This is a genomic window from Burkholderia sp. SJZ089 (assembly GCF_007828315.1).
Classification (GTDB): Bacteria; Pseudomonadota; Gammaproteobacteria; order Burkholderiales; family Burkholderiaceae; genus Burkholderia; species Burkholderia gladioli.
The window spans coordinates 71,829-92,319 of record NZ_VIUM01000014.1; the positions used below are offsets into that span (position 1 = coordinate 71,829).

Below are 20,491 nucleotides of genomic sequence, written 5' to 3' on the forward strand. Positions count from 1 at the left end.
CGTGCGACGCGGGTCGAAACTCAGGCGTCGATCAGGTCGTCGAGCCGGAACCGCGCGATCCGGGCGATCTGGTCGAGGCTCGCGCGCAGCTCCTGCTCGCGCGTGTTCGCCACACGGGATTCGAAGTTCGCGATGATGCCGTGACGGTCATAGCCGCGCACGGCCAGGATGAAGGGGAACCCGAATTTCTCGCGATAGACGCGATTGAGCGACTGCAGCTTGTCGAACTCGGCCTGGCTGCACTGGTCGAGCCCCGCGCCGCTCTGCTCGCGCGTCGACTCGGCCGTCAACTCGCCGCGTACCGCCGCCTTGCCGGCCAGCTCCGGGTGGGCATTGACCAGCGCGAGCTGGCGCTCGCCGCCGGCTGCGTCGACCACGCCCGACATCGCCGCGTGCAGCGCCGCGATGCTGGCATAGGGGCGCCCCGCCGCCGCCGCCTCGGCCACCCAGGGCGAATGTTCGAAGATTCCCGACAAGGCGGCGACGAACGCGTCCTCCGCCATTTCGTTCAGTTCTGCCAAGGTGTATTGCATCGCCTTCATGCCGCCTCGTTGCCTCGGTTGGTGGTGGAATACGGATGATGCTCGCGCCAGTGGCGCGCGATATCGACGCGGCGCGTGACCCAGACGCGGTCGTGCTGCTCGATGTGATCGAGGAAGCGCTGCAGCGCTCGGAACCGCCCCGGTCGCCCGAGCAGCCGGCAATGCATGCCGATCGACATCATCTTCGGTGCCTCGTCGCCCTCTTCGTAGAGCACGTCGAAGGCGTCGCGCAGGTAATGGAAGAAGTGATCGGCCGTATTGAAACCCTGCGGCGTCGCGAAGCGCATGTCGTTGGTGTCGAGCGTGTACGGCACGATCAGTTGCGGCCGGCTCGCCCCGCCCGTGACGGGCACCTCCATCCAGAACGGCAGGTCGTCGCCGTAGTGATCGGAGTCGTACAGGAAACCGCCGTATTCGGCCACCAGGCGATGCGTGTTCGGGCTGTCGCGCCCGGTATACCAGCCCAGCGGGCGCACGCCCGTGACGCGCTCGATCGCCTCCATGCCGAGCCGCATGTGCTCGGCCTCGCGCTCGGGCGACATGTCCTGGTAGTGGATCCAGCGCCAGCCGTGGCAGGCGATCTCGTGGCCGAGTTCGACGAAGGCGCGCCCCAGCTCCGGGTGCCGCTCGATCGCCATGCCCACGCCGAACACCGTGAGCGGCAGGCCGCGCTTCTCGAACTCGCGCAGGATGCGCCAGACGCCGGCGCGCGAGCCGTATTCGTAGATCGACTCCATGCTCATGTGGCGCGCCGGGTAGGAAGCCGCGCCGACGATCTCGGAGAGGAACTGCTCGGAGCCGGCATCGCCGTGCAGCACGCAGTTCTCGCCGCCTTCCTCGTAATTGAGCACGAATTGCACGGCGACGCGCGCGCGGCCCGGCCAGTTGGCCTGCACCGGGTGCCGGCCATAGCCGATCAGGTCGCGCGGATAGTGGGAATCATGTGACATGGTTGGATGCGAATGAAGACCCGGGTTTGAGGGTGCTCGCATCGGCGAACCGGCAGCAAATCGGCGGCGGATCAGGCGATGAATCAGCGGCGGATCAGGCGGCGCGGCGCGCCGATGCGAGGGTTGGGCCAGTGTAGCGAAAAGGCCTGGGAGCGCCCATACAGCCAAACGGATAGTGCGGGTCACGTCCGGTGTATGTGCGCTCGCCGCATGCGCTAGGCCGTGGTGGCGGCCGCGCCGCGCGGGGCGGCCGCGTGGCCGCTCGCGGCGCTGCCGGCCGCGCCTGGAACCCCGGCCGGCAGGCCCTCGGCATCGGGGCCAAAACGCGCGAATTCGCCGTCGTAGCGCTTCTCGATCGGACGCGCGTACTCGCCGCGCTTGGCCGTGGCCAGCCGCAGCGCAACCAGCGCCTCGACCCACTTGAGCGCGGCCGTCACGCCCTCCACCACCGGGGCGCCGATCGTCTGCTCCACCTCGTGCGCGAACTCCGCCATGCCGGCGCAGCCGAGCACGATCGCCTCGGCGCCGTCCTCGTCGAGCGCGCGGCGGCACTCCTCGACGATCAGGCGGCGCGCCGAGGAGCCAGGCCGGTCGAGTTCGAGCACGGCCACGTCGGTGGCGCGCACGTTGCGGCAGAAGCGCTGCATGCCGTAGCGCTCGGCCAGGTGCCAGGCCAGGCCGCGCGTGCGCGAGAGCGTGGTCACCACCGAGAAGCCCGGCGCCAGCACGCTGGCCGCGTGCATCGCGGCCTCGGCGATGCCGATCACCGGCCCGCGCGCGATCTCGCGCGCCGCGTACAGGCCCGGATCGCCGAAGCAGGCGATCACGTAGCCGTCGAAGCCATCGCGTTCGCCGGCCGCGATCTCGGCCAGCAGCCCCGGCACCGCGAGCGCGTCATCGTAATGACTCTCGATCGAGGGCGGCCCCATGGTCGGGCTGACCGCCACCACGGCCGTGCCCGCGTTGGCCACCTCGCGCGCGCAGCGCCCCATCGCCTCGGTCATGCGCTGCGTGGTGTTCGGGTTGATGAGCTTGATCTTCATGTCGTCTCCTGATTGCTGGTCCTGCTTGTCGTGCTCGTAGTGCTGGTCCTGCTGGTCCTGCTGGTCCTGCTTGCCCGCGCCCCCAGCCGGCGCGGGCCGGTGCTCATTTCGCCACGATGCGATAGGTCAGGCCGGCCAGCAGCGCACCGACGAACCACGAGAAATTCGCCAGCCCCGAGAGCGCCGGTACCATCACGCAGGCGATCGCGATCACCGCGGCCGGCAGCAGCGAGTACACCGCGCGCCGGTTCACGCCGCCGCGATACCAGTAGGCCCCCGTCTCCGCCAGCGTGTAGAGATCGTCGCGCTTGAGCGCGCCGCGCTTGACCAGGTAGAAGTCGACGATCAGCACGCCATAGAGCGGCCCGATGAAACTGCCGAGGATGTCGAGCGTGTAGTGGATCACCGCCGGGTTGTTAAACAGGTTCCAGGGCGTGATGAAGATCGAGGCGACCGCCGCCAGCATGCCGCCGGCGCGCCAGCTGATCAGGCGCGGCGCCACGTTCGAGAAGTCGAAGGCCGGCGACACGAAGTTCGCGACGATGTTGATGCCGATGGTGGCGATCGTGAAGGTCAGCGCGCCGAGGATCACCGCGGTCGGATGATCGATGCGGCCCACCGTGGCCACCGGGTCGGTGATCAGTTCTCCGAACACCGGCAGCGTGGCGGCGGTGGTGATCACGGTCACCAGCGAGAAGGCCAGGAAGTTGACCGGCAGGCCCCAGAAGTTGCCGCGCCTGACGGCGCGATAGCTGCCGCAGTAGCGGGAGAAGTCGCCGAAGTTCAGCATCGGCCCGGAGAAGTAGGACACCACCAGCGCGATCGCCGTGATCATCACCGGCAGCGCCTCGGCGCCGTGGTAGCGCACGCCGCCCAGGTTCAGGCCGATGTTGCGCCAGCCCGCGCGCCAGACCATGTAGCCGGCCAGCACGAACATCACCACGTAGACGGCCGGCCCCGCGAAGTCGATGAACTTCTTGATGGTCTCCATGCCGTTCCAGAACACCAGCGCCTGCAGCACCCAGAGCAGCATGAAGCCGGCCCAGCCGAGCGCCGAGAGGCCGAGCAAGCCGTAATGATGGACGTCCGCGTAGGGCATCCACTGCGGCACGAACTTGAGCACCACGATCACCAGCGCGCTGGAGGCCAGGTAGGTCTGGATGCCGTACCAGGCCACCGCGATCAGGCCGCGGATCACCGCCGGCACGTTCGCGCCGAGCACGCCGAAGGTGGCGCGGCAGGCCACCGGATACGGCACGCCGAGCTGCTGGCTCGGTTTCGCGATCAGGTTGCAGAGCACGTTGACGATGCCGATGCCCACGATCAGCGACACCAGCACCTGCCAGCTCGTCAGGCCCAGCGCGAACAGGCTGCCGGCGAACACGTAGCCGCCCACCGAATGCACGTCCGACATCCAGAACGCGAAGATGTTGTAGGCGCCCCAGCCCTGCCGCGCGAGCGGCGCGAGATCCTCGTTGTAGAGACGTTCGCTGTAGCCGGCCGGCACGGCGGGCTCGCCGCCGTCGGTTCCGTCCTCGTGATACGGGCTGCTTCCTGGCGCGATGGTGAACTGAGCCATGACATCTCCTTGCCTGCCGCGGTCGAGCCGCGCGATCGTCATTGAAATCGCGGCCGGACATCGAGGTCAGGCCACGCCCGCGTGTGGCAGCCAGGGGGCTGCCATCAGCATTCCGTCAGTCCATCGGCGCGGGCGCGGCGCGCGGGGCTCAGCCCGCGCCGCCGAACACGTCGCGCAAATCCACCGTGCCCTGCGCGGGCCGGTCGAGCATTCTCAATTCCACGTGCTGCAGGTGATGCGCCATCAGCCGCGCCGCCTTCGCCGCGTCGCCCGCCTCGAGTGCGGCGACGATCTCGACGTGGTCGTCGAACGAGCAGGCATTGCGACCGTGCGATTCATACAGCGCCGACATCAGCGTCGAGCGCGCCACCAGCCCGTTCAGGCAGTCGCACAGCGTGGTGTTGCCGGTCAGCCCGGCGAGCGCCACGTGGAACTCGCCCGAGAGCCGGATCCAGGCGGCGAAATCGCGCCGCTCGAAGGCCTCGCGCTCGCGCTCGATCATCGCGGCGACGCCCTTCAGGCGCTTCGCGCCCGGTCCCGTCGCCAACCGCTCCACCACCGCCAGCTCGATGATCCGCCGCAGCTCGAACACCTCGTGCACGTCCTGCAGCGTCGGGCTGGCCACGAAGGCGCCGCGGTTCGGCTCCAGGTCGACCAGCCGGTCGGTGGCGAGCAGCGCCAGCGCCTGCCGGATCGGCCCGCGCTTGACGCCGAACACCTCGCAGAGCTGCGCCTCGGTCAGCTTCGCGCCCGGCGCGAGCCGATGCTCGAGGATCGCCGTGCGGATCCGTTCCGCGATCGCTTCCGGCGTCGTCATCGACGCCACGCTTTCCTTCTTCGTCATGTTTGCCATCTCGTTATGTTCAGCATCCTAGGGCGGACATAAATATTGTCAACAATCCATCCTGCCGATTTTGCACAATTCTCGCTCATCGACATGCTTGCTTTCGGTGCACATGGCACCAAATCGCGTACCGACGCGGGATAGCACCAGATCGATCAACACTTTCAGTCTCGGCAGCCCTAATTTTTTGTCAACAATAATGCGCCTGAATTGGGCACGCCAAATTTGGCAGCGACCAAATTATTCGACCGTTAGTTGCATATCAAGGCACAAAAAAAGGCGGTTGCCCGCCTCGTGCCGATCGAATCCGGCGCCGCCGCCCTATCCGCCCAGCGTCGGATAGTCGGAGACGGTCAGCCGGAAGCCGTGCTCGTTGGCGACCAGTTGCGCCTGGCCGCCCACCGGCAGGCTCACCATGTCGGGCACGTGGCCGAACTGCAGCCCCGTGATCACCGGAATGCCCACCACCTCGCGCACCTGCTCGATCACGGCCTGCATGTCGTAGCCGTTGTCGTAGTCGAAGGCGCGCGCGCCGGTGAACTGGCCGAGCACCAGCGCCTGCTGGCCGGCCAGCAAGCCCGCGAAATGCAGCGTGTAGATCATCCGCTCGATGCGGAACGGCTGTTCGTTGACGTCCTCGATGAACAGGATGCCGCCCTCGACGCGCGGCATGTAGGGCGTGCCGGCCAGCGAGGCCAGGATCGCCAGGTTGCCGCCCCAGAGCGTGCCCGAGACGTTCGCGTCCTGCTGCTGCGGCACCTCGGAGATGATCGTGGTCGTGCGCTGGGAGAGCGTCGACCAGAACTGCGTCATGGTGAATTCGCTCGGCGTCTCGGCGCCGAAGTCGGCCGACAGCATCGGCCCGCCGAAACTCTTGACGCCCGACCTGGCGAGCAGCGCGAGCTGGATCGCGGTGAAGTCGCTGTGGCCGCACAGCGCGATCGGCTGGTCGCGCAGGCGTTCGAGCCCGCGGTAGTCGAGATGCGGCAGGATCCGCGCGGCACCGTAGCCGCCGCGCACCGCCAGGCCGATGTCGGGCAGCGGCTGCGAGGGATCGGCCAGGCGGTTCAGGTCGGCCGCGCGCTCGGCGTCGCTGCCGGCGAAGCGCAGGTGGCGGCGCTCGGTCGCCTCGACGTTCTGCACCTGGTGCCCCTGCGCGCCGAAGCGCTCGAGCGCGCGGCGGATCGCGTCGGGATCGTGCGGGTAGCCGGAAGGGCCGAGCAGGCGGATGCTGCGCGGCTTGAGTGTGGAATGGGCCATCGGTCGCGTATCGGTAATGGGGGTCAGCCCGATTAGAACCGCGTCACGGCGACTGGTTCAGTTCGCGGGCGGCAGGTCGTCGGAATCCGGCGCGGTGCCCGGCCCAGCCGCCTCGTCGCCGCCTTCGGGCAGCGCCGCGGCGGCATTCGCCGCGCGCCGCGCTTCGCGGGCCGCGCGACGGCGCTCGGCGAAGAAGCTGCGCAGCGCATCGCCGCATTCCTCGGCGAGCACGCCGCCCGTCACGCTGGTGTGGTGGTTCAATTGCGGATTGGCGAAGGCGTCGACCACGCCGCCGCAGGCGCCCGTCTTCGGGTCCGGCGCGCCATAGACCACGCGCGCGATCCGCGCATGCATGATCGCGCCGGAGCACATCAGGCAGGGCTCGAGCGTCACATACAGTTCGCAGCCGGGCAGGCGATAGTTGCCGAGCGCCTGGGCGGCCGCGCGCAGGGCCGCCATCTCGGCATGCGCGGACGGATCGTGTCCGCCGATCGGATGATTGAAGCCGCGCGCGATCACCTCGTCGCCGCGCACGATCACGGCGCCGACCGGCACCTCGCCGGCCGCGCGCGCCGCTTCGGCCGCGGCGAGCGCCATGCGCATATAGCGCCGGTCGCGCTCGGCGGCCGGATCGGGGTGCGGCGCGGCGTCGGAAACGGACGAGTCGGGCAAATCGGACGGATCGGGGAGATCGGCGGAGGCAGGCAGGTTCACGCGGTTCCCGCTTCGCCGGCGCCATCGTCGAGCACGCGCTCGGACAGGCGTTCGGCAATGCGGCGGCAGTATTCGCGCGGCACGACCAGCGGGCCGCCGCGCAGCGATTCGAGGGCCATGTCGAGCGCAAGCATCTTGGCTTGCAAGCGGCAACGTGTCGCGCGGTCGCTGACCGCGCGCATTTCGTCCTGCAGGTTGCACAGGGCCCGCAACTGCTCGACCGCGGGCGGCACGAACCCCGCAGTCTTCAGGATCCGGTTGGCGATCCGCACTTCGGCCGGGACGCGCAAATCGTCGTCCAGCTCCGGCGGGGCGTCGGTGACCGGGATTTCGTCGAACTCCCCGCGCGCGGCAGCGGCAGCGATACGTTGTTCGACCAGGGCATCAAGCAGTCTCATTCGAGCAATTCAAGGCAAAGCGGCCTCGCGATTCTAACAGGGGATTGGGCAAGCGCCAGCCCTCTGGAGCAAATGCTCGACTATCGAAATCGCGTATCGAGGAAAACCGTTATGCTCGATCGGATCGTCCGGTGGCCCTTGCCGGGCGCCGGTTTCTCCATTCGATTTCGAGGGAAGGATCACCAGGATGCACACCGTCAGGATAGGACTGCGATGGCTGGCCGCCGCCGCGCTGCTGCTCGGCCTGGGCGGCTGCGGCGTGTTCTGCAGCGGGGCCGGCACCAATGGCTGGGCCGGCGGCGCCTGCGGGACCACGGTCCGTTTTTGAGCCGGGTTTTCGCGCCTTGCTCGTGCCGCGCTCCCGCTCCGCTCCGAGCCCGCATTCGGCTCGTTCCGGCCCCGCGATCTGCCCGGCCGGCGCGTTTTCGGCGTGATCGCGTACCGGCAGGCGGCACGCGGCCTGCTCGGCGTCAGCGATTGACCAGCGCCAGCCCGGCCGGCAGGTAACGCTCGCCGGCCACGCCGATCTCGGCCAGCACCGCGTCGAGTCGCGCCAGCTCCTCGTCGCCGAGCACCAGCGTCGCCGCGCCGAGATTGTCTTCCAGATAGCGGCGGCGCTTGGTACCCGGAATCGGCACGACGTCGTCGCCGGCGCGCAGCACCCAGGCCAGCGCCACCTGGGCCGCGCTCACGCCGCGCGCGGCCGCGATCGCCTGGACGGCCTCGGCGATGCGCAGGTTGGCGTCGAAGTTGTCGCCCTGGAAACGCGGATCGTTGGTGGCGCGATAGTCGCCCTCGCCGATCTCGGCGCGCGACTTCACCTGCCCCGTCAGGAAGCCGCGGCCGAGCGGGCTGAACGGCACCAGGCCGATGCCGAGCTCGCGCAGTACCGGCAGCACCGTGCCTTCCAGGTTGCGCTCCCAGATCGAGTATTCGCTTTGCAGCGCCGAGACGGGCTGCACCGCGTGGGCGCGCCGGATCGCCTCCTCGCCAGCCTCGGACATGCCGAAATAGCGCACCTTGCCGGCGGCGATCAGCTCGCCCACCGCGCCGGCCATCTCCTCGACCGGCACGGCCGGATCGACGCGATGCTGGTAGAGCAGGTCGATGCGGTCGGTGCGCAGCCGCTTGAGCGAGGCCTCGACCACCTCGCGGATATGTTCGGGCCGGCTGTCGGTGCCGGCCGGGCGGCCGTCCGCGCCGATCCGGAAGCCGAACTTGGTGGCGATCGTCACCGCCTCGCGCCGTCCCTGCAGCGCCCGGCCGAGCAGTTCCTCGTTGCTGTAGGGCCCATAGACCTCGGCGGTGTCGAGGAAGGTGCAGCCCAGCTCAATCGCGCGATGCAGGGTGGCGATCGATTCGGCGTCGTCGGGCTTGCCGTAGGACTGGCTCATGCCCATGCAGCCCAGGCCGATCATCGAGACTTCGAGGCCTTGGCGGCCCAGCTTGCGGGTATTCAGCATGGATCTTCCTGATCGAGGTGTAGGGGACGCGTCCGGCCGTTCATGCCGCGCCTCGGGCGACGCAGGCGGGACATGCCGCGCCCGCGCCGCCCTCGCGCCGACGGGCTCAGCGCAGGTTCAGATAGTGCAGCTTGCTGAGCGGCACACCCTTGTGACGCATGATGTCGTAGGCCGTGGTCACGTGGAAATAGAAGTTCGGCAACGCGAAGTTGGTCACGTAGCCCAGGCCCGTGAACTCGATCGGGCCGCTGCGCAGCGGCAGGCTCACGGTGCGCGTCTCGCTGCCCTCGAACTTCGCCACGTCGACCGATTCGGCGAAGGCGATGGTCTTGGCGATGCGCTCCTGCAGTTCGGCGAAGCTCTGCTCGTTGTCCGGGAACGAGGGAATCTCGATGCCGGCCAGGCGCGCCACGCAGCCCTTGGCGGCGTCGCTGGCGAGCTGAACCTGGCTGCTCAGCGGCAGCATGTCCTCGAACAGGCGCGCGCCGATCAGTGCCGCGGGATCGAGGCCCTGCTCGCGCGCATGGGCCTCGCCCTTGTCGAGCAGCTTCGACAGCGTGCGCAGGCCGCGCACCAGCACGGGGATCGAGATGTCATACAGGGAAACGGACATGAGGGCTCCTGGAGATGGGATGGATCCGCCGGCTCCGCGGCGTTCGCCCGCCAGCATAATGCGGTTCCGGAATCGCTGCTGGAGCGTCGCGATTGGTGCGGGAAAGCGAGGCAATCAGGAGGCGGGACGAGCGCCGGGCACATCAGGCGCAATGATGGCGGCGCCGGCCAGGACGCTGGCGCCGGATGCCGATCGCGACCGCCAGGGCAGGCGGCTCAGTTCCGCTGGCCGCCGGCTGCACCGGGCCGGGCTTCGTTTGCCTGCGGCGTGCCCCAGTTGCGGATCGCCAGATTCTCGAACAGCGTCTCGCGCGCGCCATACTTGGCGACGTCGAGCAGGCAAGCGGCGAGCTGCTCGCAATCGACGCTGAGCCCGGGCCCGAACCACGAGATGACGGTGCCGATCGGCGCGAGCCAGCGCCCGATGTCCTGGCGCGGCCCGCTGATCGCGGTCGGCCGGATATAGGCCGGACGAAACACGTAGACCTTCCCGGCCAGGGCGCCCAGCGCGCGTTCGGTGCGCCCCTTGATGCGCCGGTACAGCGCGCGTTGCCGTTCTTCCGGATCGGCGCCGCGCCCGCTCAGGAAACAGAAGCGCAGTGCCGGATTCGCGGCGAACAGCGCGCGCGCCGCGGCCAGCGCGTAGTCGTGCGTGATGCGCACATAGGCATCCTGGCGCACCTGCGATTGCGACACGCCCAGGCACCAGACGCAGGCGCCGAAACCGGCCAGGTCGAGATCGAATAATCGAGGAAATCGTCGCGCAGCACCTGCCTGAGCTTCGGGTGCTCGAGGCCGAGCGCGCGCCGCGTCAAGACGGTGACCGACTCGATGGTCGGATCGTCGAGGGCCTGGCGCAGCACCTGGCCGCCGGCAAAGCCGGTCGCCCCCGTCAGCAAGAGTTTCATATCGGCACCTCCGATGCCAGGAAAAACGCCATCATGGCCGGCGAGCCCCGGCCCGCGTCGCCGAACGGAATCGCGTGCCGCTTGCCGGCCAGCATCGCGATCGTCATCCGCGACACTGGCTTGGCCAGCGCATCGGAGTCCTGATCGCTGGCATCAAGGGCGGTGCGACCGATATCTGCCGGCGCAGACTATAAGAGCAAGACGTTCGTTTTGTCTGCGCTCGTATATTTGCCGAATCGCACCGCCCATCCCGCTCAGAAGCGCTCGCCCACCATCTGCTCGCTCTTCTCCCAAAGCGCCTTGGCGAGCTCCGGGTCGAGCGCGTAAGCGCGCACGCCGGGCGCCGCCGGATTGAGCTCGGCATCGGTCACGCTCGACAAGCCGCAGTTCTCGGCGTAGCGCCCGCCCACCTCGTCGGCCGGGGCCACCACGCCGGCCCAGACCGAGGTGGCCGCGCCCTGCGGCACGGTCTTGAAGCGGAACGGCGGCTGGCCTTGCGCGGCCAGGTCGGCATTGATCTGGGTGAGCATGCCCTCGAGCGCGTCGTCCGGCAGATGGCGCGCCAGTTCCGTCATGATGCCGCCCGGATGGATCGCCACCGCGCGCACGCCGCGCGCCTTGTGGCGGCGATCGAACTCGACGGCGAACAGGATATTGGCCGTCTTCGAGCGTGCATAGGCCACCCAGGGATCGTAGGGCGTGCGCTCGAAGCCGAGGTCGTCGAGCGAGAACGGCGCCATGCGGTGCCCCGATGAGGCCACGTTGACCACGCGCGCGCCCGGCGCCAGCAAGGACGCGATGCGGTTGATGAAGACGAAGTGGCCGAGGTGGTTGGTGCCGAACTGGGTCTCGAAACCATCGGCGGTATGCCCGAAGGGCGAAGCCATCACGCCCGCGTTGGCGATCACGAGGTCGAACGGCCGGCCGTCGACGAGCAGCGCGTCGGCCGCGGCACGCACGCTGGCCAGCGAGGCCAGGTCGAGTTCGAGCAGCTCGAAACCGTCGCCGTTGCCGGCCACGGCCGCGCGCACCACCTCGGTGGCCGAGCGCGCCTTGGCCAGGTCGCGCGCGGCGCCCACCACCTGCGCGCCATGCGCGACCAGCGCACGCGCGGTTTCCACGCCCAGCCCGGCCGACACGCCGGTCACGAGGGCGCGCTTGCCGCCCAGGTCGACGCCGGCCAGCACGTCGTCGGTGGTGCTGAATTCTCCGAATACTTGGGACATCTGCAGAGCTCCTGATCGTGTCGACGCCCAGGTGCCGGCGCCGGCACCCGCGTCGCGTAAAATAAGCGGATCGATCCTCCGCATAAATATACGGAGGATATCTCCGCTTATCAACGGGAATTTTCGAGGGTGACCCAGGACAAGGAAAACGGCGCGCCGGCCCGCAAGCCGCGCGCCGACGGCGAACGCAATCGCCAGCGGCTGATCGAGGCGGCCAAGACCGTGTTCGCGGCCAAGGGCTCGAGCGCGAGCCTCGACGAGATCGCCCGCACGGCCGGGGTCGGGATCGGCACGCTGTACCGCCACTTCCCGACGCGCGACGCCTTGATCTCGGGCCTCTATCGCAACGAGACGACGCAGATGGCCGAGGCCGCCACGCGGCTGGCCGACACGTACGCGCCGGCCGAGGCGCTACGCCAGTGGCTGCTGCTGTTCATCGACTACATGGCGACCAAGCACGGCATGGCCGAGGTGCTGAACTCGGTGATGGGCGGCGTCGGCGCGCTTTACGCGGATTCGGCCACCTGCATCCTCGGGGCGCTGCAGGATCTCGTCGACCGCGCCACGGCGAGCGGCGAGATCCGCCTCGGGCTGGCGCCGATCGATGTGCTGCGCGCCATCGCCGGCGTGGGCACCGTGTCTAGCGAGCCGGGCTGGGAGAAATCGGCGCGCCAATTGGTGGACATCATCATGGCGGGAATTCGCGTGCGCTGAATCGGTTGCGTGGTCGGTGTCGATCGCGCGCCCCATCGCGACTCGTGGTTCAAGCTCGACGCTTCAACAGATCGAAGCGGATCAGGCTTTCCGCGCTCGCCACCAGCGCCTCCTGCGCCGGACGAGGTGTCCAGCCCAGCCATTCACGCGCCTTGTCGCCGCTGGCGCGACGCACGACACCGAGTTGCGGCGCCATGGCCCGCATCGCGGGAGACACCACGCCGAGCGCGCGCACCGCGAGATCCGGCAGACGATGTCGCGGCACCCTGCCCGCGGCCGCGCCGAGCCGGCGCCGCAGGATCCCGGCCACCTCGTGCAGGCTCAGCACCGGCTCCGATACCGCGATGAAGCGTTGCCCATTCGCCCGCGGATCGCGCATCGCCCGCAGATGCAGGTCGGCGGCATCGCGCACGTCGACCACGCCGAACGCCAGCCTCGGCACCGCCGGCATCGCGCCATCGAGCAGCGCCTTCAGCAAGCCGATCGAACTCGAATAATCCGCGCCCAGCACCGGGCCGAAGATCCCCACGGGATTCACCACCGCCAGCTCCAGCGCCCCGCCCTCGGTCTCGATGAAATCCCAGGCCGCGCGCTCGGCCAGCGTCTTCGAGCGGATGTAGGGCGTGACGTCGAGGCCGGCCAGGTCGGTCCAGTCGCGTTCGGTGTAAATGGCCTCGCGCGTGCCGTGCCCGTAGCCGATCGCCGCGAACGAGGAGGTCAGCACCACGCGCTTCACGCCGGCCTCGCGCGCGGCGCGCAGCACACGCAGGCTGCCGTCGCGAGCGGGCCGGACCAGCTCGTCCTCGTCGCGCGGTGGGCCGCCCGGGAACGGCGAGGCGATGTGCAGCACGTATTCGCACTCGCGCATCGCCTCGGCCCAACCCTCGTCGCGCATCAGATCCGTGACGGCGAATTCCAGCCCTTCGTCGGTTTGCGCGCCGCCCGCCGCGATCATCGCCCTCACCATCGAGGCTCGATCAGGATCCCGAATCGTCGCCCTTACCCGATATCCCTCGCGCAACAACTGCACGATCGCGTGCGCGCCCAGAAATCCCGATCCGCCTGTCACCAGCACCCGATTCATCACGCTCCCTGTGGTCCCGTTTCGATGCCGCGATACATGAAGTACGCGAGCTGCTAGCATCCATTCTCGATGTCGGGCGAATTCCCGCAAGTACGATGTTTCAAGATACCGAGTATGGAAAACCAGACCATTGAGCGGCTGGAAGGCACGGATTGCCCGGATACCTGCGTACCGCAGGCCCGGACCATCGCGCGTTTCCAGGCCAGCATCGAAGCGGTGGCCGGCAAGTGGAAGATCGGCATTCTCTGCGCGCTGCTCGACGGCAAGCTGCGCTTCGGCGATCTGCGCCGCGCCCTGCCCGGCATCACCCAGCACATGCTGACGGTGCAGTTGCGCGACCTCGAAGCCAACGGGCTGCTGACGCGCACCGTCCACGCCGAGGTGCCGCCGCGCGTGGAATACGCGTTGACCGCCGCCTCGCTGGCCTTGCTGCCCGTGTTCCGCTCGCTGCGCGACTGGGCCGAGATCCATGGCGACGCGCTGCTGGCGCGCGGCGCCGAACCGAGAGCGCCACGCAAGAACGCGGCGACACGGGAGAAGAAAGCGCGGCGGGATTAGACGGGGCGCCTCTGCCGGAGGAAAAACGCGGACCTCCCTACCGTCGGCATCACGCCTCCCCGCCCTCGCCCGCCAGCCGCGCCGCCACGGCGACGATCACGGCCCGTTCATGCGCATCGAGATGATCGAGCAGATGGCGGCGCACCGCGCCCGCATGCACGGGCCGCGCCGCCGCGATCCGCTCGCGCCCTTCCACGGTGATGAGCACCAGCACGCCGCGCGCCTCGTCGGCCTGCCGGCGGACCACCAGTTCCCGCGCCTCCATGCGCGTGAGCTGATGCGAGAGCCGGCTCTTGTGCCAGCCCAGCGAGAGGGCGAGATCGCGTTGCGCGAGTTCGCCGCCGCCGAGGTCCTCGAGCCGCGACAGGATGCCGAAGTCGGCGCCCGACAAGCCCGTCTCGCGCTCGATCTCGGCGCCCACGCACGCCAGCGCCTGTTCGCTCAGATGCTTCACCGCGCTCCAGACCGCCAGTTCGTCCGCCTGCAGGCGTGCCGTCGTTTTCTTACTCATAGTGCTTCACGGGAAAACGCCCCGCCATGGTGTCGAACATCGCACGATAGCCGGCTTTCGCCGCCTCGAACGCGGCGCTCGCGGTCGGGCCGTAACCGATCTCGTCGGCGTCTCCCGCCACCAGGGCAGCGAACACGGCATCGCAGTAGACCTCGAGATCCACGCCATGCACGGCGCCCTCGCCCGCCAGCGAGGTGCGCACGGCAGGCGGAATCAGCTCGACCACCGAGCAGGCGGTGTGCCGCAAGGCGAAGCGCAGGTTCATCGTGTAGCTGTGCAAGGCGGCCTTGCTGGCGCTGTAGACAGGCGCGAACGGTTGCGGCACGTAGGCACCGCCCGAGCTGAGGTTGACGATCGTCGCGGCACGGCGCTCGCTCAACAGCAAGGGCAGCAGCAGATGGTTCAGGTGGATCGGGCCCGACAGCAGCGTGTCGATCTCGGCCTGGCGCTGCGCCCAGGGCGCGTCGTCCTCGGCCAGGCCTATCCGGCGCTGGATGCCGGCGTTGTTGATCAGCACGTTCAGCGCGGGCATCGACTCGCGCACTTGCTCGGCAAGCGCCTCTCGCGCGCAAGGATCGGCGATGTCGCTGGCCACGAAATCCAGCCCCGGATGGTCGGCCGCCACGCGTTCGAGACGGGCGCGATCGCGGCCGGTGATCGTGACGCGCGCGCCGCCTTCGAGAAAGCGCCGCGCAAGACCGAGACCGATGCCGGAGCCGCCACCGGTGATCAGGACACAGGCCGCTTCGATATCAATCGACATGATGCTCCCCCTTCAGGTTGATACGACAACCTGAAATATAGAAACACCAGGTTGTCACGTCAACTCAAAATCCGGGGCTCGACGATCACGCCGGCGGCCAGCTCACACCGGTCAGGCGCTCCGACTCGGCCCACAGCCTCGCCGCCACCTCGCGATCGAGCGCGGCCGCGCCGATCCTGGCCGGCCCGACCGGCCCGCGCAGCTCGAACACATGCCGTGGTCCGTAATACGCGCCGGGCCGCGCATCGGGCGAGGTCGCCGCGAACAGGGTGGGCAAGGCGCCGCCGGCGGCCGAATGCGAGATCAAGGGCCGCACGCCGGCCATCAGCGCCCGCGCGATCACCGCGCGATCACCGCGCGACGCACCCCGCCCAGGTTCGGCCCGGCGCTTTGCAGACCGGTGCGCGCGAAACCGGGATGCGCCGAGGTGACCGTCAGCCCCCAGCCTCGCGCTTCGCTGCGCCGCTGCAACTCGAAGGCGAACAACTGCATCGCCAGCTTCGACTGCGCATAGGCCTGCCAAGGATCATAGCGGCGCGTCCATTGCAGGTCGTCGAAGTGGATCGCCGCGCGCAGGCGATGCGCGAGGCTGCCGACCACCACCACGCGCGGTGCCGCGGCACGGCGCAAGGCCGGCAGCAGCCGCGCGCTCAGCGCGAAATGGGAAAGGTAGTTGGTGCCGAACTGCAGCTCGAAACCGTCCGCCGTGGTGTGCCGCGTCGGCGGCGTCATCACGCCGGCATTGTCGATCAGCAGGTCGATCGCCGCGTCGCCGGATTCGAACGGCTCGGCAAAGCGGCGGACCTGATCGAGACTGGCGAGATCCACGCGCCGGTATTCGACCTCGGCGCGCGGATGCGCGGCGCGAATCCTGTGCAAGGCCTCGGCGCCCTTCGCATCGTCACGCCCTGCCAGCAACACGCGAGCACCCGCGCCGGCCAGGGCCAACGCGGTTTCCAGGCCGATCCCGCCGGTCGCGCCCGTCACCAGCGCAAAGCGGCCGCGCTGGTCGGGGATGTCGGAAACGCGCCAGCTCATTGCCGCCTCCGCAGCGCGTCGAGCCCTTCGGGCAGCTTCGCGTCGTCGAATTGCGTGGACAGCGTGGTCGCGCGCCAGCGCGCGGCCTCCTCGGCGCGCTCCGCCTCGGCCTGCTCGGCGACATACAGCGCATCGCCGCCGAGCAGCAGGCGCGCCGGTACATCCTCGCGCCGCGATAGCTCGACGATCAGCGCCGCGATCCGCGCCGGATCGCCGACCTCGTGCCCCGCGTAGGCGTCGAGCAGGGACAGCACCTGGCCCACCGAGGGCGCGTAGTCGGGCAGCAGGCCGTCGATACCCTGCCTGGCCTGCGCGGCCCAGTCGGTACGCATGCCGCCCGGTTCGAGCGTGCACACGCGCACGCCGAACGGCGCGACTTCCTTGCCCAGCACGTCGCTGAAGCCGCCCACCGCCCACTTGGCGGCCTGGTAGGCGGACAGGCCGGCCGTCGAGCTGCGCCCGCCGACCGACGACACCTGGAAGACGTGGCCCGCGCGCTGCGCACGCATCACCGGCAGGGCCGCGCGCGTCAGATTGACGACGCCGAACAGATTGGTCTCGACCTGGTCGCGGAAATCGGCCGGCGCCATCTGCTCGAACGGCGCGGTGTGTCCATAGCCGGCGTTGTTGACCAGCACGTCGAGGCGGCCGAAGGCGCTGCGCGCAAGCTCGACCGCCCGCGCGGCGGCGGCCTCGTCGGTCACGTCGAGCTCGACCGGCAGCAGACGATCGCCATGCCGGCGCTGCAGATCCGCGAGCCGCGAGGGATCGCGCGCTCCGGCCACCAGCCGGTCCCCCGCTGCCAGCACCGCTTCCGAAACCGCGCGCCCAAGCCCTCGCGCGGCACCCGTCACCAACCAGACTTTCGACATGCCCGACTCCTTTCAATGAAATGAATGATTACTCACTCATTAATAAGCGGGATACGAGGCTCGATCGACCTCCGTATCCCGCCAGATTCTGTGACCGGCGGCGCATCTATCCGGCGCGCCGCCCCGCTGCCCTCAATGCGCCTGCAAGGCCGCCCAGACCGCCCGGAACCCGGCCTCGCGATAGGCTTCGTGCCGTCCCGGCTCCTGGGCGACGAAATCCATGGTGGTCTCCGCCATCGACGAGAACAGCGCGCCGCAGAACGCGAGCCGCTGTTCCTGCGGCAGCCCATCAGCGTTCGCCAGTTGCTCGCGGAAGATGTCGCGCACGGCGCAGAAGCCCTGCGCGCCGGCCACGCGATTGGCCTCCTCGATGCGCCCGCTGATATCGAGCTGGCGCATCGCGCGCCTTCCATCGGGATCGGCAACGCCCCACGACACATAGGCGTTCCAGGCATGCCTGGCACGTTGCTCGCCACTGCCCTCGAACGGGAACTCGCCCATCATCGCGGTGCGCAGCCGGTCCTTCAAATGCAGGTACAAGGCATTGAGCAGCGCATCCTTGCTCTCGAAATAGGTAAACACGGTGCCCTCGGCCACGCCGGCGAGTCGTGCGATACGCGCCGTGGTGGCGCTCGCGCCATGTTCGGCCAGCGCGCGCGCCGCGGCGTCGAGGATCGCTTCGTGTTTGTCGAGACTGCGGGGACGTGCCAAAACCTTGCCGCCTATGAATGAGTGATTGCTCAATCATAGAGATCGGCACTTTCACGCGCAAGCGAAAATTCTCCCCTTCATTCATCGGAACAACCAAGCCGGATACGCTGGCGCCGCGCTCGCCGTGATGGCCAGCGCGGTGCGGGCCACGTCAGGCGGCGAGTCGCGCCAGCAGTTCGCCAAGCTGCGTCGCACCCGTGTCCGCCAGCGGTTGCAGCGGCAGGCGCGGCTCACCCGCCTCGAAGCCCTGCAAGCGCAGCCCCGCCTTGATGGTGGTCGGCAGGCCTCCCTTCAGGATGAAGTCGAGCAGCGGCAGTTGACGGTAGAACAGCTCGCGGGCCCGCGCGAGCTCCCCCGCCTGCACGGCCGGGTAGAGCGCCAGCGTCAGTTGCGGGATCAGGTTCGGCGCGGCCGTGCACCAGCCCGTCGCGCCGGCGCAGAACGCCTCCAGCGCGAGCGGATTGCTGCCGTTGTAGAACGGGATGGTGTCGTCCGAGATCTGGCGCAGCGCATGCATGCGCTGGATGTCGCCGCTGCTCTCCTTGACCATCGTCACGTTGCCGATCTCGCGTACCAGCCGCGCGATGAAGGCCGGCTGCATGTCGATGCCGCTGGTGGCCGGGTTGTTGTAGACCATCACCGGAATGCCGATCGCCTCGGCGATGCTCGCGTAGTGACGGAAGATCTCGGCCTCGCCGAGCTTCCAGTACGAGATCGGCAGCACCATCACCGCGTCGGCGCCGGCCTGCTCGGCGAAGCGCGCGCGCCGCACCGCGTTGCGCGTGGTCAGGTCGGAGATGCCGACCACCACCGGCACGCGCCGCGCCACCTGGGCGATCGAGGCCTCGGCGGCCTGGTCCCATTCCTCGTCGTCGAGATAGGCGCTTTCGCCGGTGCTGCCGAGCGGCGCGATCGCGTGCACGCCGGCCGCGATCAGCCGCTCGATGCCGGCGCGCAAGGCGGCGCTGTCGATGCCGCCGGTCTGCCGGTCGAACGGCGTGACCGGGTACGCGATGATGCCCTTGAATAATTGCGATGCCATCTGCGGGTTCCTCGTTGGGAGTGCTATCTAATGAAGTGAGAAAAAATGCGATCCAGCGTCTCGGCTCAGGCCAGGCAGTCGCGATGCGCGCGCAGGGCGCGGCGCGCGTAATAGTCGAAGGTGACGGCATGGCGCTTGGGCGTGGTGATCCAGTCGTGCGCCTCCCTGGCCAGCGCCTCGGGAATCGGCCGGATCGTCCCGGCGGCCTGTGCCAGCAACTGCAGGCGCGCCGCGCGCTCCATCAGCAGCGCCAGCACGCAGGCCTCCTCGATGGTCTTGCCGGTCACCAGCATGCCGTGATGGGCCAGCAGCACGGCGCGCTTGTCGCCGAGCGCGGCCGAGATGATCTCGCCTTCCTCGTTGCCGACCGGCACGCCGGGCCAGGTCTCGAGGAAGGCGCAGTCGTCGTGCAGCGGGCACATGTCCATGTGCGAGACCGCCAGCGGCAGCTCCAGCATCGACAGTGCCGAGACGTGCACGGGATGGGTGTGGATGATGCAGTTGACATCGGGCCGCGCGCGATAGATCCAGGTATGGAAGCGGTTGGCCGGGTTCGGGATGCCCTCGCCGCCGATCGTCTTCAGGTCCTGGTCGACCAGCAGCAGGTTCTGCTCGGTGATCTCGTCGAAGCCCTGCCCGAAGGGCTGGGTGTAATAGGTGTCGCGATCCTCGGCGCGCGCGGTGATCTGGCCCGCGAGCCCCGAATCGTGGCCGCCATCAAATAGAATGCGGCAGGTCAGTGCCAGTTTCTGTCGAGGCGACCAGTCGCGCGACGACAGCGCGGTATCGAGTTGCCGGTGCGAGCGGGCGACCAACTCGGACTTCGACAAGTGCAGCGTTTCAGGCATTCCGTTTCTCCTGGTTGAGCGGCCGTGGCAGCGGCGGACATCGGGTGATCGAGAGCAAGGACAAGTCGTCGAGTACACGACGGGTAGTATATGACACGCCGTGTCATTTGATGCCGGATTTTTTGGAGAGATACGCGTGGGCGCCATTCGCCTGAAGTTGTTGCGCAAGCAGCTTGGTTTGAGCCTGCAGGACCTGGCCGAGCGCGCCGGCCTGACCAAGAGCTACCTGTCGAAGGTCGAGCGCGGCCTGAGCACGCCCTCGGTGGCGGTCGCGATGCAGCTGGCCACCGCCCTGCATGTGGAGGTCGGCCAGTTGTTCGCGTCCGACGAGGACGAGAAGGCGATCACGGTGGTGCGCGCCGGCGAGCGGATCCGCGTGGGCGGCGGCAGCGAGGACGGCGCCTCGGCCGGCTACGAGGTGATCGCCGCCGAGGCGGGACGCAAGCGCCTGCTGCCCTTCATGCTGCAGCCCCGGCATGATTTCTCGTCCTCGGAGTTCCGCGAGCACGCGGGCGAGGAATTCCTGTTCGTGCACAGCGGCAGGATCGAGATCGATTTCGCCTCGCAGAAGGTCACGCTCGGCACCGGCGACGCGGTGTATTTCAATGCGCAGGTGCCGCATCGGATCCGCTCGCTGGGCGCGAGGACAGCGCAGGTGCTGCTGGTGATCAGCGGCGACGAACTGTCGGCCGCGGAGCAGCACGCGGCCGACTGAGCCGCCTCCGGCCTTCTCCTGCTTCGACGTGATCAAGGCGCCGCGCGTGGACGAGGACATCGCGCGCCTGCGCGAGCACCTGGCGCGCGTGGCCGC

General features: G+C 68.8%; 26 protein-coding genes. 5 read left to right on the plus strand and 21 right to left on the minus strand.

Annotated features, from left to right (window positions below; genetic code table 11):
- Positions 1-20 precede the first annotated feature (20 nt).
- From uraD to FB600_RS24625, 8 genes are all read right to left on the minus strand, one after another.
- Complete coding sequence (gene uraD, locus FB600_RS24590; protein WP_145757498.1) at positions 21-542, minus strand: 2-oxo-4-hydroxy-4-carboxy-5-ureidoimidazoline decarboxylase; 522 nt, start codon at positions 540-542, stop codon at positions 21-23.
- A complete protein-coding gene (gene puuE / locus FB600_RS24595) occupies positions 539-1,492 on the minus strand; it encodes an allantoinase PuuE (RefSeq protein ID WP_036040081.1) in 954 nt (317 codons plus the stop codon). The genes uraD and puuE overlap by 4 nt, the downstream gene beginning before the upstream one ends.
- Before the next feature lie 215 nt (positions 1,493-1,707).
- Complete coding sequence (locus FB600_RS24600) at positions 1,708-2,535, minus strand: aspartate/glutamate racemase family protein (protein ID WP_145757499.1); 828 nt, start codon at positions 2,533-2,535, stop codon at positions 1,708-1,710.
- A gap of 103 nt (positions 2,536-2,638) precedes the next feature.
- Positions 2,639-4,114 (minus strand): NCS1 family nucleobase:cation symporter-1, encoded by a 1,476-nt coding sequence (locus FB600_RS24605; protein WP_222432927.1) that lies wholly within the window; start codon positions 4,112-4,114, stop codon positions 2,639-2,641.
- 148 nt (positions 4,115-4,262) lie between these two features.
- Positions 4,263-4,958: a GntR family transcriptional regulator gene (locus tag FB600_RS24610; RefSeq protein WP_145757501.1), complete on the minus strand. Its 696-nt coding sequence runs from the start codon at positions 4,956-4,958 to the stop codon at positions 4,263-4,265.
- 321 nt (positions 4,959-5,279) lie between these two features.
- Positions 5,280-6,218: a muramoyltetrapeptide carboxypeptidase gene (gene ldcA / locus FB600_RS24615; protein ID WP_145757502.1), complete on the minus strand. Its 939-nt coding sequence runs from the start codon at positions 6,216-6,218 to the stop codon at positions 5,280-5,282.
- A gap of 57 nt (positions 6,219-6,275) precedes the next feature.
- On the minus strand, positions 6,276-6,821 hold the full coding sequence (gene tadA / locus FB600_RS24620; protein WP_233635190.1) for a tRNA adenosine(34) deaminase TadA: 546 nt from the start codon (positions 6,819-6,821) through the stop codon (positions 6,276-6,278).
- 107 nt (positions 6,822-6,928) lie between these two features.
- Entirely contained in the window at positions 6,929-7,330 is a 402-nt protein-coding gene (locus FB600_RS24625; RefSeq protein WP_017918589.1) for a DnaJ family domain-containing protein, read from the minus strand.
- A gap of 187 nt (positions 7,331-7,517) precedes the next feature.
- Between FB600_RS24625 and FB600_RS37320 the strand changes: the two genes are divergently transcribed.
- Entirely contained in the window at positions 7,518-7,658 is a 141-nt protein-coding gene (locus tag FB600_RS37320) for a hypothetical protein (protein WP_164465581.1), read from the plus strand.
- Between the two features lie 142 nt (positions 7,659-7,800).
- On the opposite strand, the gene FB600_RS24630 is transcribed toward FB600_RS37320, so the two are convergent.
- From FB600_RS24630 to FB600_RS24640, 3 genes are all read right to left on the minus strand, one after another.
- On the minus strand, positions 7,801-8,793 hold the full coding sequence (locus tag FB600_RS24630) for an aldo/keto reductase (RefSeq protein WP_098181837.1): 993 nt from the start codon (positions 8,791-8,793) through the stop codon (positions 7,801-7,803).
- 106 nt (positions 8,794-8,899) lie between these two features.
- Entirely contained in the window at positions 8,900-9,406 is a 507-nt protein-coding gene (locus tag FB600_RS24635; protein WP_013698396.1) for a DUF1993 family protein, read from the minus strand.
- A 215-nt stretch (positions 9,407-9,621) separates the two neighbouring features.
- Positions 9,622-10,101 carry a hypothetical protein gene (locus FB600_RS24640; protein WP_145757503.1) on the minus strand — a complete coding sequence of 160 codons (480 nt, stop codon included), beginning with the start codon at positions 10,099-10,101 and terminating at the stop codon, positions 9,622-9,624.
- A gap of 89 nt (positions 10,102-10,190) precedes the next feature.
- Here FB600_RS24640 and FB600_RS24645 point away from each other — a divergent pair, with 89 nt between their 5' ends.
- Positions 10,191-10,457 (plus strand): hypothetical protein, encoded by a 267-nt coding sequence (locus FB600_RS24645; protein WP_145757504.1) that lies wholly within the window; start codon positions 10,191-10,193, stop codon positions 10,455-10,457.
- A gap of 110 nt (positions 10,458-10,567) precedes the next feature.
- Here FB600_RS24645 and FB600_RS24650 read toward each other — a convergent pair whose 3' ends face one another.
- Positions 10,568-11,539, minus strand: a complete 972-nt coding sequence (locus tag FB600_RS24650; protein ID WP_145757505.1) for an SDR family NAD(P)-dependent oxidoreductase — start codon at positions 11,537-11,539, stop codon at positions 10,568-10,570.
- A 129-nt stretch (positions 11,540-11,668) separates the two neighbouring features.
- On the opposite strand from FB600_RS24650, the gene FB600_RS24655 reads away from it, so the two are divergent.
- Positions 11,669-12,253 carry a TetR/AcrR family transcriptional regulator gene (locus FB600_RS24655; RefSeq protein WP_098153911.1) on the plus strand — a complete coding sequence of 195 codons (585 nt, stop codon included), beginning with the start codon at positions 11,669-11,671 and terminating at the stop codon, positions 12,251-12,253.
- Positions 12,254-12,302: 49 nt separating this feature from the next.
- On the opposite strand, the gene FB600_RS24660 is transcribed toward FB600_RS24655, so the two are convergent.
- On the minus strand, positions 12,303-13,397 hold the full coding sequence (locus tag FB600_RS24660; RefSeq protein WP_315898334.1) for an SDR family oxidoreductase: 1,095 nt from the start codon (positions 13,395-13,397) through the stop codon (positions 12,303-12,305).
- 54 nt (positions 13,398-13,451) lie between these two features.
- Between FB600_RS24660 and FB600_RS24665 the strand changes: the two genes are divergently transcribed.
- Positions 13,452-13,895, plus strand: a complete 444-nt coding sequence (locus FB600_RS24665) for a winged helix-turn-helix transcriptional regulator (protein WP_098153909.1) — start codon at positions 13,452-13,454, stop codon at positions 13,893-13,895.
- Between the two features lie 49 nt (positions 13,896-13,944).
- Here FB600_RS24665 and FB600_RS24670 read toward each other — a convergent pair whose 3' ends face one another.
- The 8 genes from FB600_RS24670 to FB600_RS24700 all read right to left on the minus strand — a co-directional run bounded on the left by FB600_RS24670 (position 13,945) and on the right by FB600_RS24700 (position 19,680).
- Entirely contained in the window at positions 13,945-14,406 is a 462-nt protein-coding gene (locus FB600_RS24670; RefSeq protein WP_145757507.1) for a MarR family winged helix-turn-helix transcriptional regulator, read from the minus strand.
- Complete coding sequence (locus tag FB600_RS24675) at positions 14,399-15,169, minus strand: SDR family NAD(P)-dependent oxidoreductase (protein ID WP_096748665.1); 771 nt, start codon at positions 15,167-15,169, stop codon at positions 14,399-14,401. Before FB600_RS24675 ends, FB600_RS24670 begins: the two co-directional genes overlap by 8 nt.
- Before the next feature lie 85 nt (positions 15,170-15,254).
- On the minus strand, positions 15,255-15,512 hold the full coding sequence (locus FB600_RS37795; RefSeq protein WP_261383455.1) for a hypothetical protein: 258 nt from the start codon (positions 15,510-15,512) through the stop codon (positions 15,255-15,257).
- Entirely contained in the window at positions 15,509-16,207 is a 699-nt protein-coding gene (locus FB600_RS24680; RefSeq protein ID WP_261383456.1) for an SDR family oxidoreductase, read from the minus strand. The genes FB600_RS37795 and FB600_RS24680 overlap by 4 nt, the downstream gene beginning before the upstream one ends.
- The gene (locus FB600_RS24685; protein WP_046579801.1) at positions 16,204-17,079 is read right to left on the minus strand and encodes an SDR family NAD(P)-dependent oxidoreductase; all 876 of its coding nucleotides are present in this window, start codon (positions 17,077-17,079) and stop codon (positions 16,204-16,206) included. Before FB600_RS24685 ends, FB600_RS24680 begins: the two co-directional genes overlap by 4 nt.
- 132 nt (positions 17,080-17,211) lie before the next feature.
- On the minus strand, positions 17,212-17,790 hold the full coding sequence (locus tag FB600_RS24690) for a TetR/AcrR family transcriptional regulator (RefSeq protein ID WP_046579803.1): 579 nt from the start codon (positions 17,788-17,790) through the stop codon (positions 17,212-17,214).
- Positions 17,791-17,941: 151 nt separating this feature from the next.
- The gene (locus tag FB600_RS24695) at positions 17,942-18,832 is read right to left on the minus strand and encodes a dihydrodipicolinate synthase family protein (RefSeq protein ID WP_145757508.1); all 891 of its coding nucleotides are present in this window, start codon (positions 18,830-18,832) and stop codon (positions 17,942-17,944) included.
- 65 nt (positions 18,833-18,897) lie between these two features.
- Positions 18,898-19,680: an aldolase gene (locus FB600_RS24700; RefSeq protein ID WP_103691875.1), complete on the minus strand. Its 783-nt coding sequence runs from the start codon at positions 19,678-19,680 to the stop codon at positions 18,898-18,900.
- A 136-nt stretch (positions 19,681-19,816) separates the two neighbouring features.
- On the opposite strand from FB600_RS24700, the gene FB600_RS24705 reads away from it, so the two are divergent.
- Positions 19,817-20,395, plus strand: a complete 579-nt coding sequence (locus FB600_RS24705) for a helix-turn-helix domain-containing protein (protein WP_013698407.1) — start codon at positions 19,817-19,819, stop codon at positions 20,393-20,395.
- Positions 20,396-20,491: the final 96 nt, after the last annotated feature.

What these genes read in the sequence shown, in the direction of transcription:
- tadA (WP_233635190.1), bottom strand. Translation starts at nt 6,821, where the DNA reads ATGCGCATGGCGCTCGCCGCGGCCGAAGCGGCGCGCGCGGCCGGCGAG.
- uraD (WP_145757498.1), bottom strand. Translation starts at nt 542, where the DNA reads ATGAAGGCGATGCAATACACCTTGGCAGAACTGAACGAAATGGCGGAG.
- FB600_RS24670 (WP_145757507.1), bottom strand. Translation starts at nt 14,406, where the DNA reads ATGAGTAAGAAAACGACGGCACGCCTGCAGGCGGACGAACTGGCGGTC.
- FB600_RS24685 (WP_046579801.1), bottom strand. Translation starts at nt 17,079, where the DNA reads ATGTCGAAAGTCTGGTTGGTGACGGGTGCCGCGCGAGGGCTTGGGCGC.
- FB600_RS24605 (WP_222432927.1), bottom strand. Translation starts at nt 4,114, where the DNA reads ATGGCTCAGTTCACCATCGCGCCAGGAAGCAGCCCGTATCACGAGGAC.
- FB600_RS24600 (WP_145757499.1), bottom strand. Translation starts at nt 2,535, where the DNA reads ATGAAGATCAAGCTCATCAACCCGAACACCACGCAGCGCATGACCGAG.
- FB600_RS24700 (WP_103691875.1), bottom strand. Translation starts at nt 19,680, where the DNA reads ATGCCTGAAACGCTGCACTTGTCGAAGTCCGAGTTGGTCGCCCGCTCG.
- FB600_RS24665 (WP_098153909.1), top strand. Translation starts at nt 13,452, where the DNA reads ATGGAAAACCAGACCATTGAGCGGCTGGAAGGCACGGATTGCCCGGAT.
- FB600_RS24635 (WP_013698396.1), bottom strand. Translation starts at nt 9,406, where the DNA reads ATGTCCGTTTCCCTGTATGACATCTCGATCCCCGTGCTGGTGCGCGGC.
- FB600_RS24650 (WP_145757505.1), bottom strand. Translation starts at nt 11,539, where the DNA reads ATGTCCCAAGTATTCGGAGAATTCAGCACCACCGACGACGTGCTGGCC.
- ldcA (WP_145757502.1), bottom strand. Translation starts at nt 6,218, where the DNA reads ATGGCCCATTCCACACTCAAGCCGCGCAGCATCCGCCTGCTCGGCCCT.
- FB600_RS24660 (WP_315898334.1), bottom strand. Translation starts at nt 13,397, where the DNA reads ATGCTAGCAGCTCGCGTACTTCATGTATCGCGGCATCGAAACGGGACC.
- FB600_RS24610 (WP_145757501.1), bottom strand. Translation starts at nt 4,958, where the DNA reads ATGACGAAGAAGGAAAGCGTGGCGTCGATGACGACGCCGGAAGCGATC.
- FB600_RS24630 (WP_098181837.1), bottom strand. Translation starts at nt 8,793, where the DNA reads ATGCTGAATACCCGCAAGCTGGGCCGCCAAGGCCTCGAAGTCTCGATG.
- FB600_RS24675 (WP_096748665.1), bottom strand. Translation starts at nt 15,169, where the DNA reads ATGTCGATTGATATCGAAGCGGCCTGTGTCCTGATCACCGGTGGCGGC.
- puuE (WP_036040081.1), bottom strand. Translation starts at nt 1,492, where the DNA reads ATGTCACATGATTCCCACTATCCGCGCGACCTGATCGGCTATGGCCGG.
- FB600_RS24695 (WP_145757508.1), bottom strand. Translation starts at nt 18,832, where the DNA reads ATGGCATCGCAATTATTCAAGGGCATCATCGCGTACCCGGTCACGCCG.
- FB600_RS24625 (WP_017918589.1), bottom strand. Translation starts at nt 7,330, where the DNA reads ATGAGACTGCTTGATGCCCTGGTCGAACAACGTATCGCTGCCGCTGCC.
- FB600_RS37320 (WP_164465581.1), top strand. Translation starts at nt 7,518, where the DNA reads ATGCACACCGTCAGGATAGGACTGCGATGGCTGGCCGCCGCCGCGCTG.
- FB600_RS24680 (WP_261383456.1), bottom strand. Translation starts at nt 16,207, where the DNA reads ATGAGCTGGCGCGTTTCCGACATCCCCGACCAGCGCGGCCGCTTTGCG.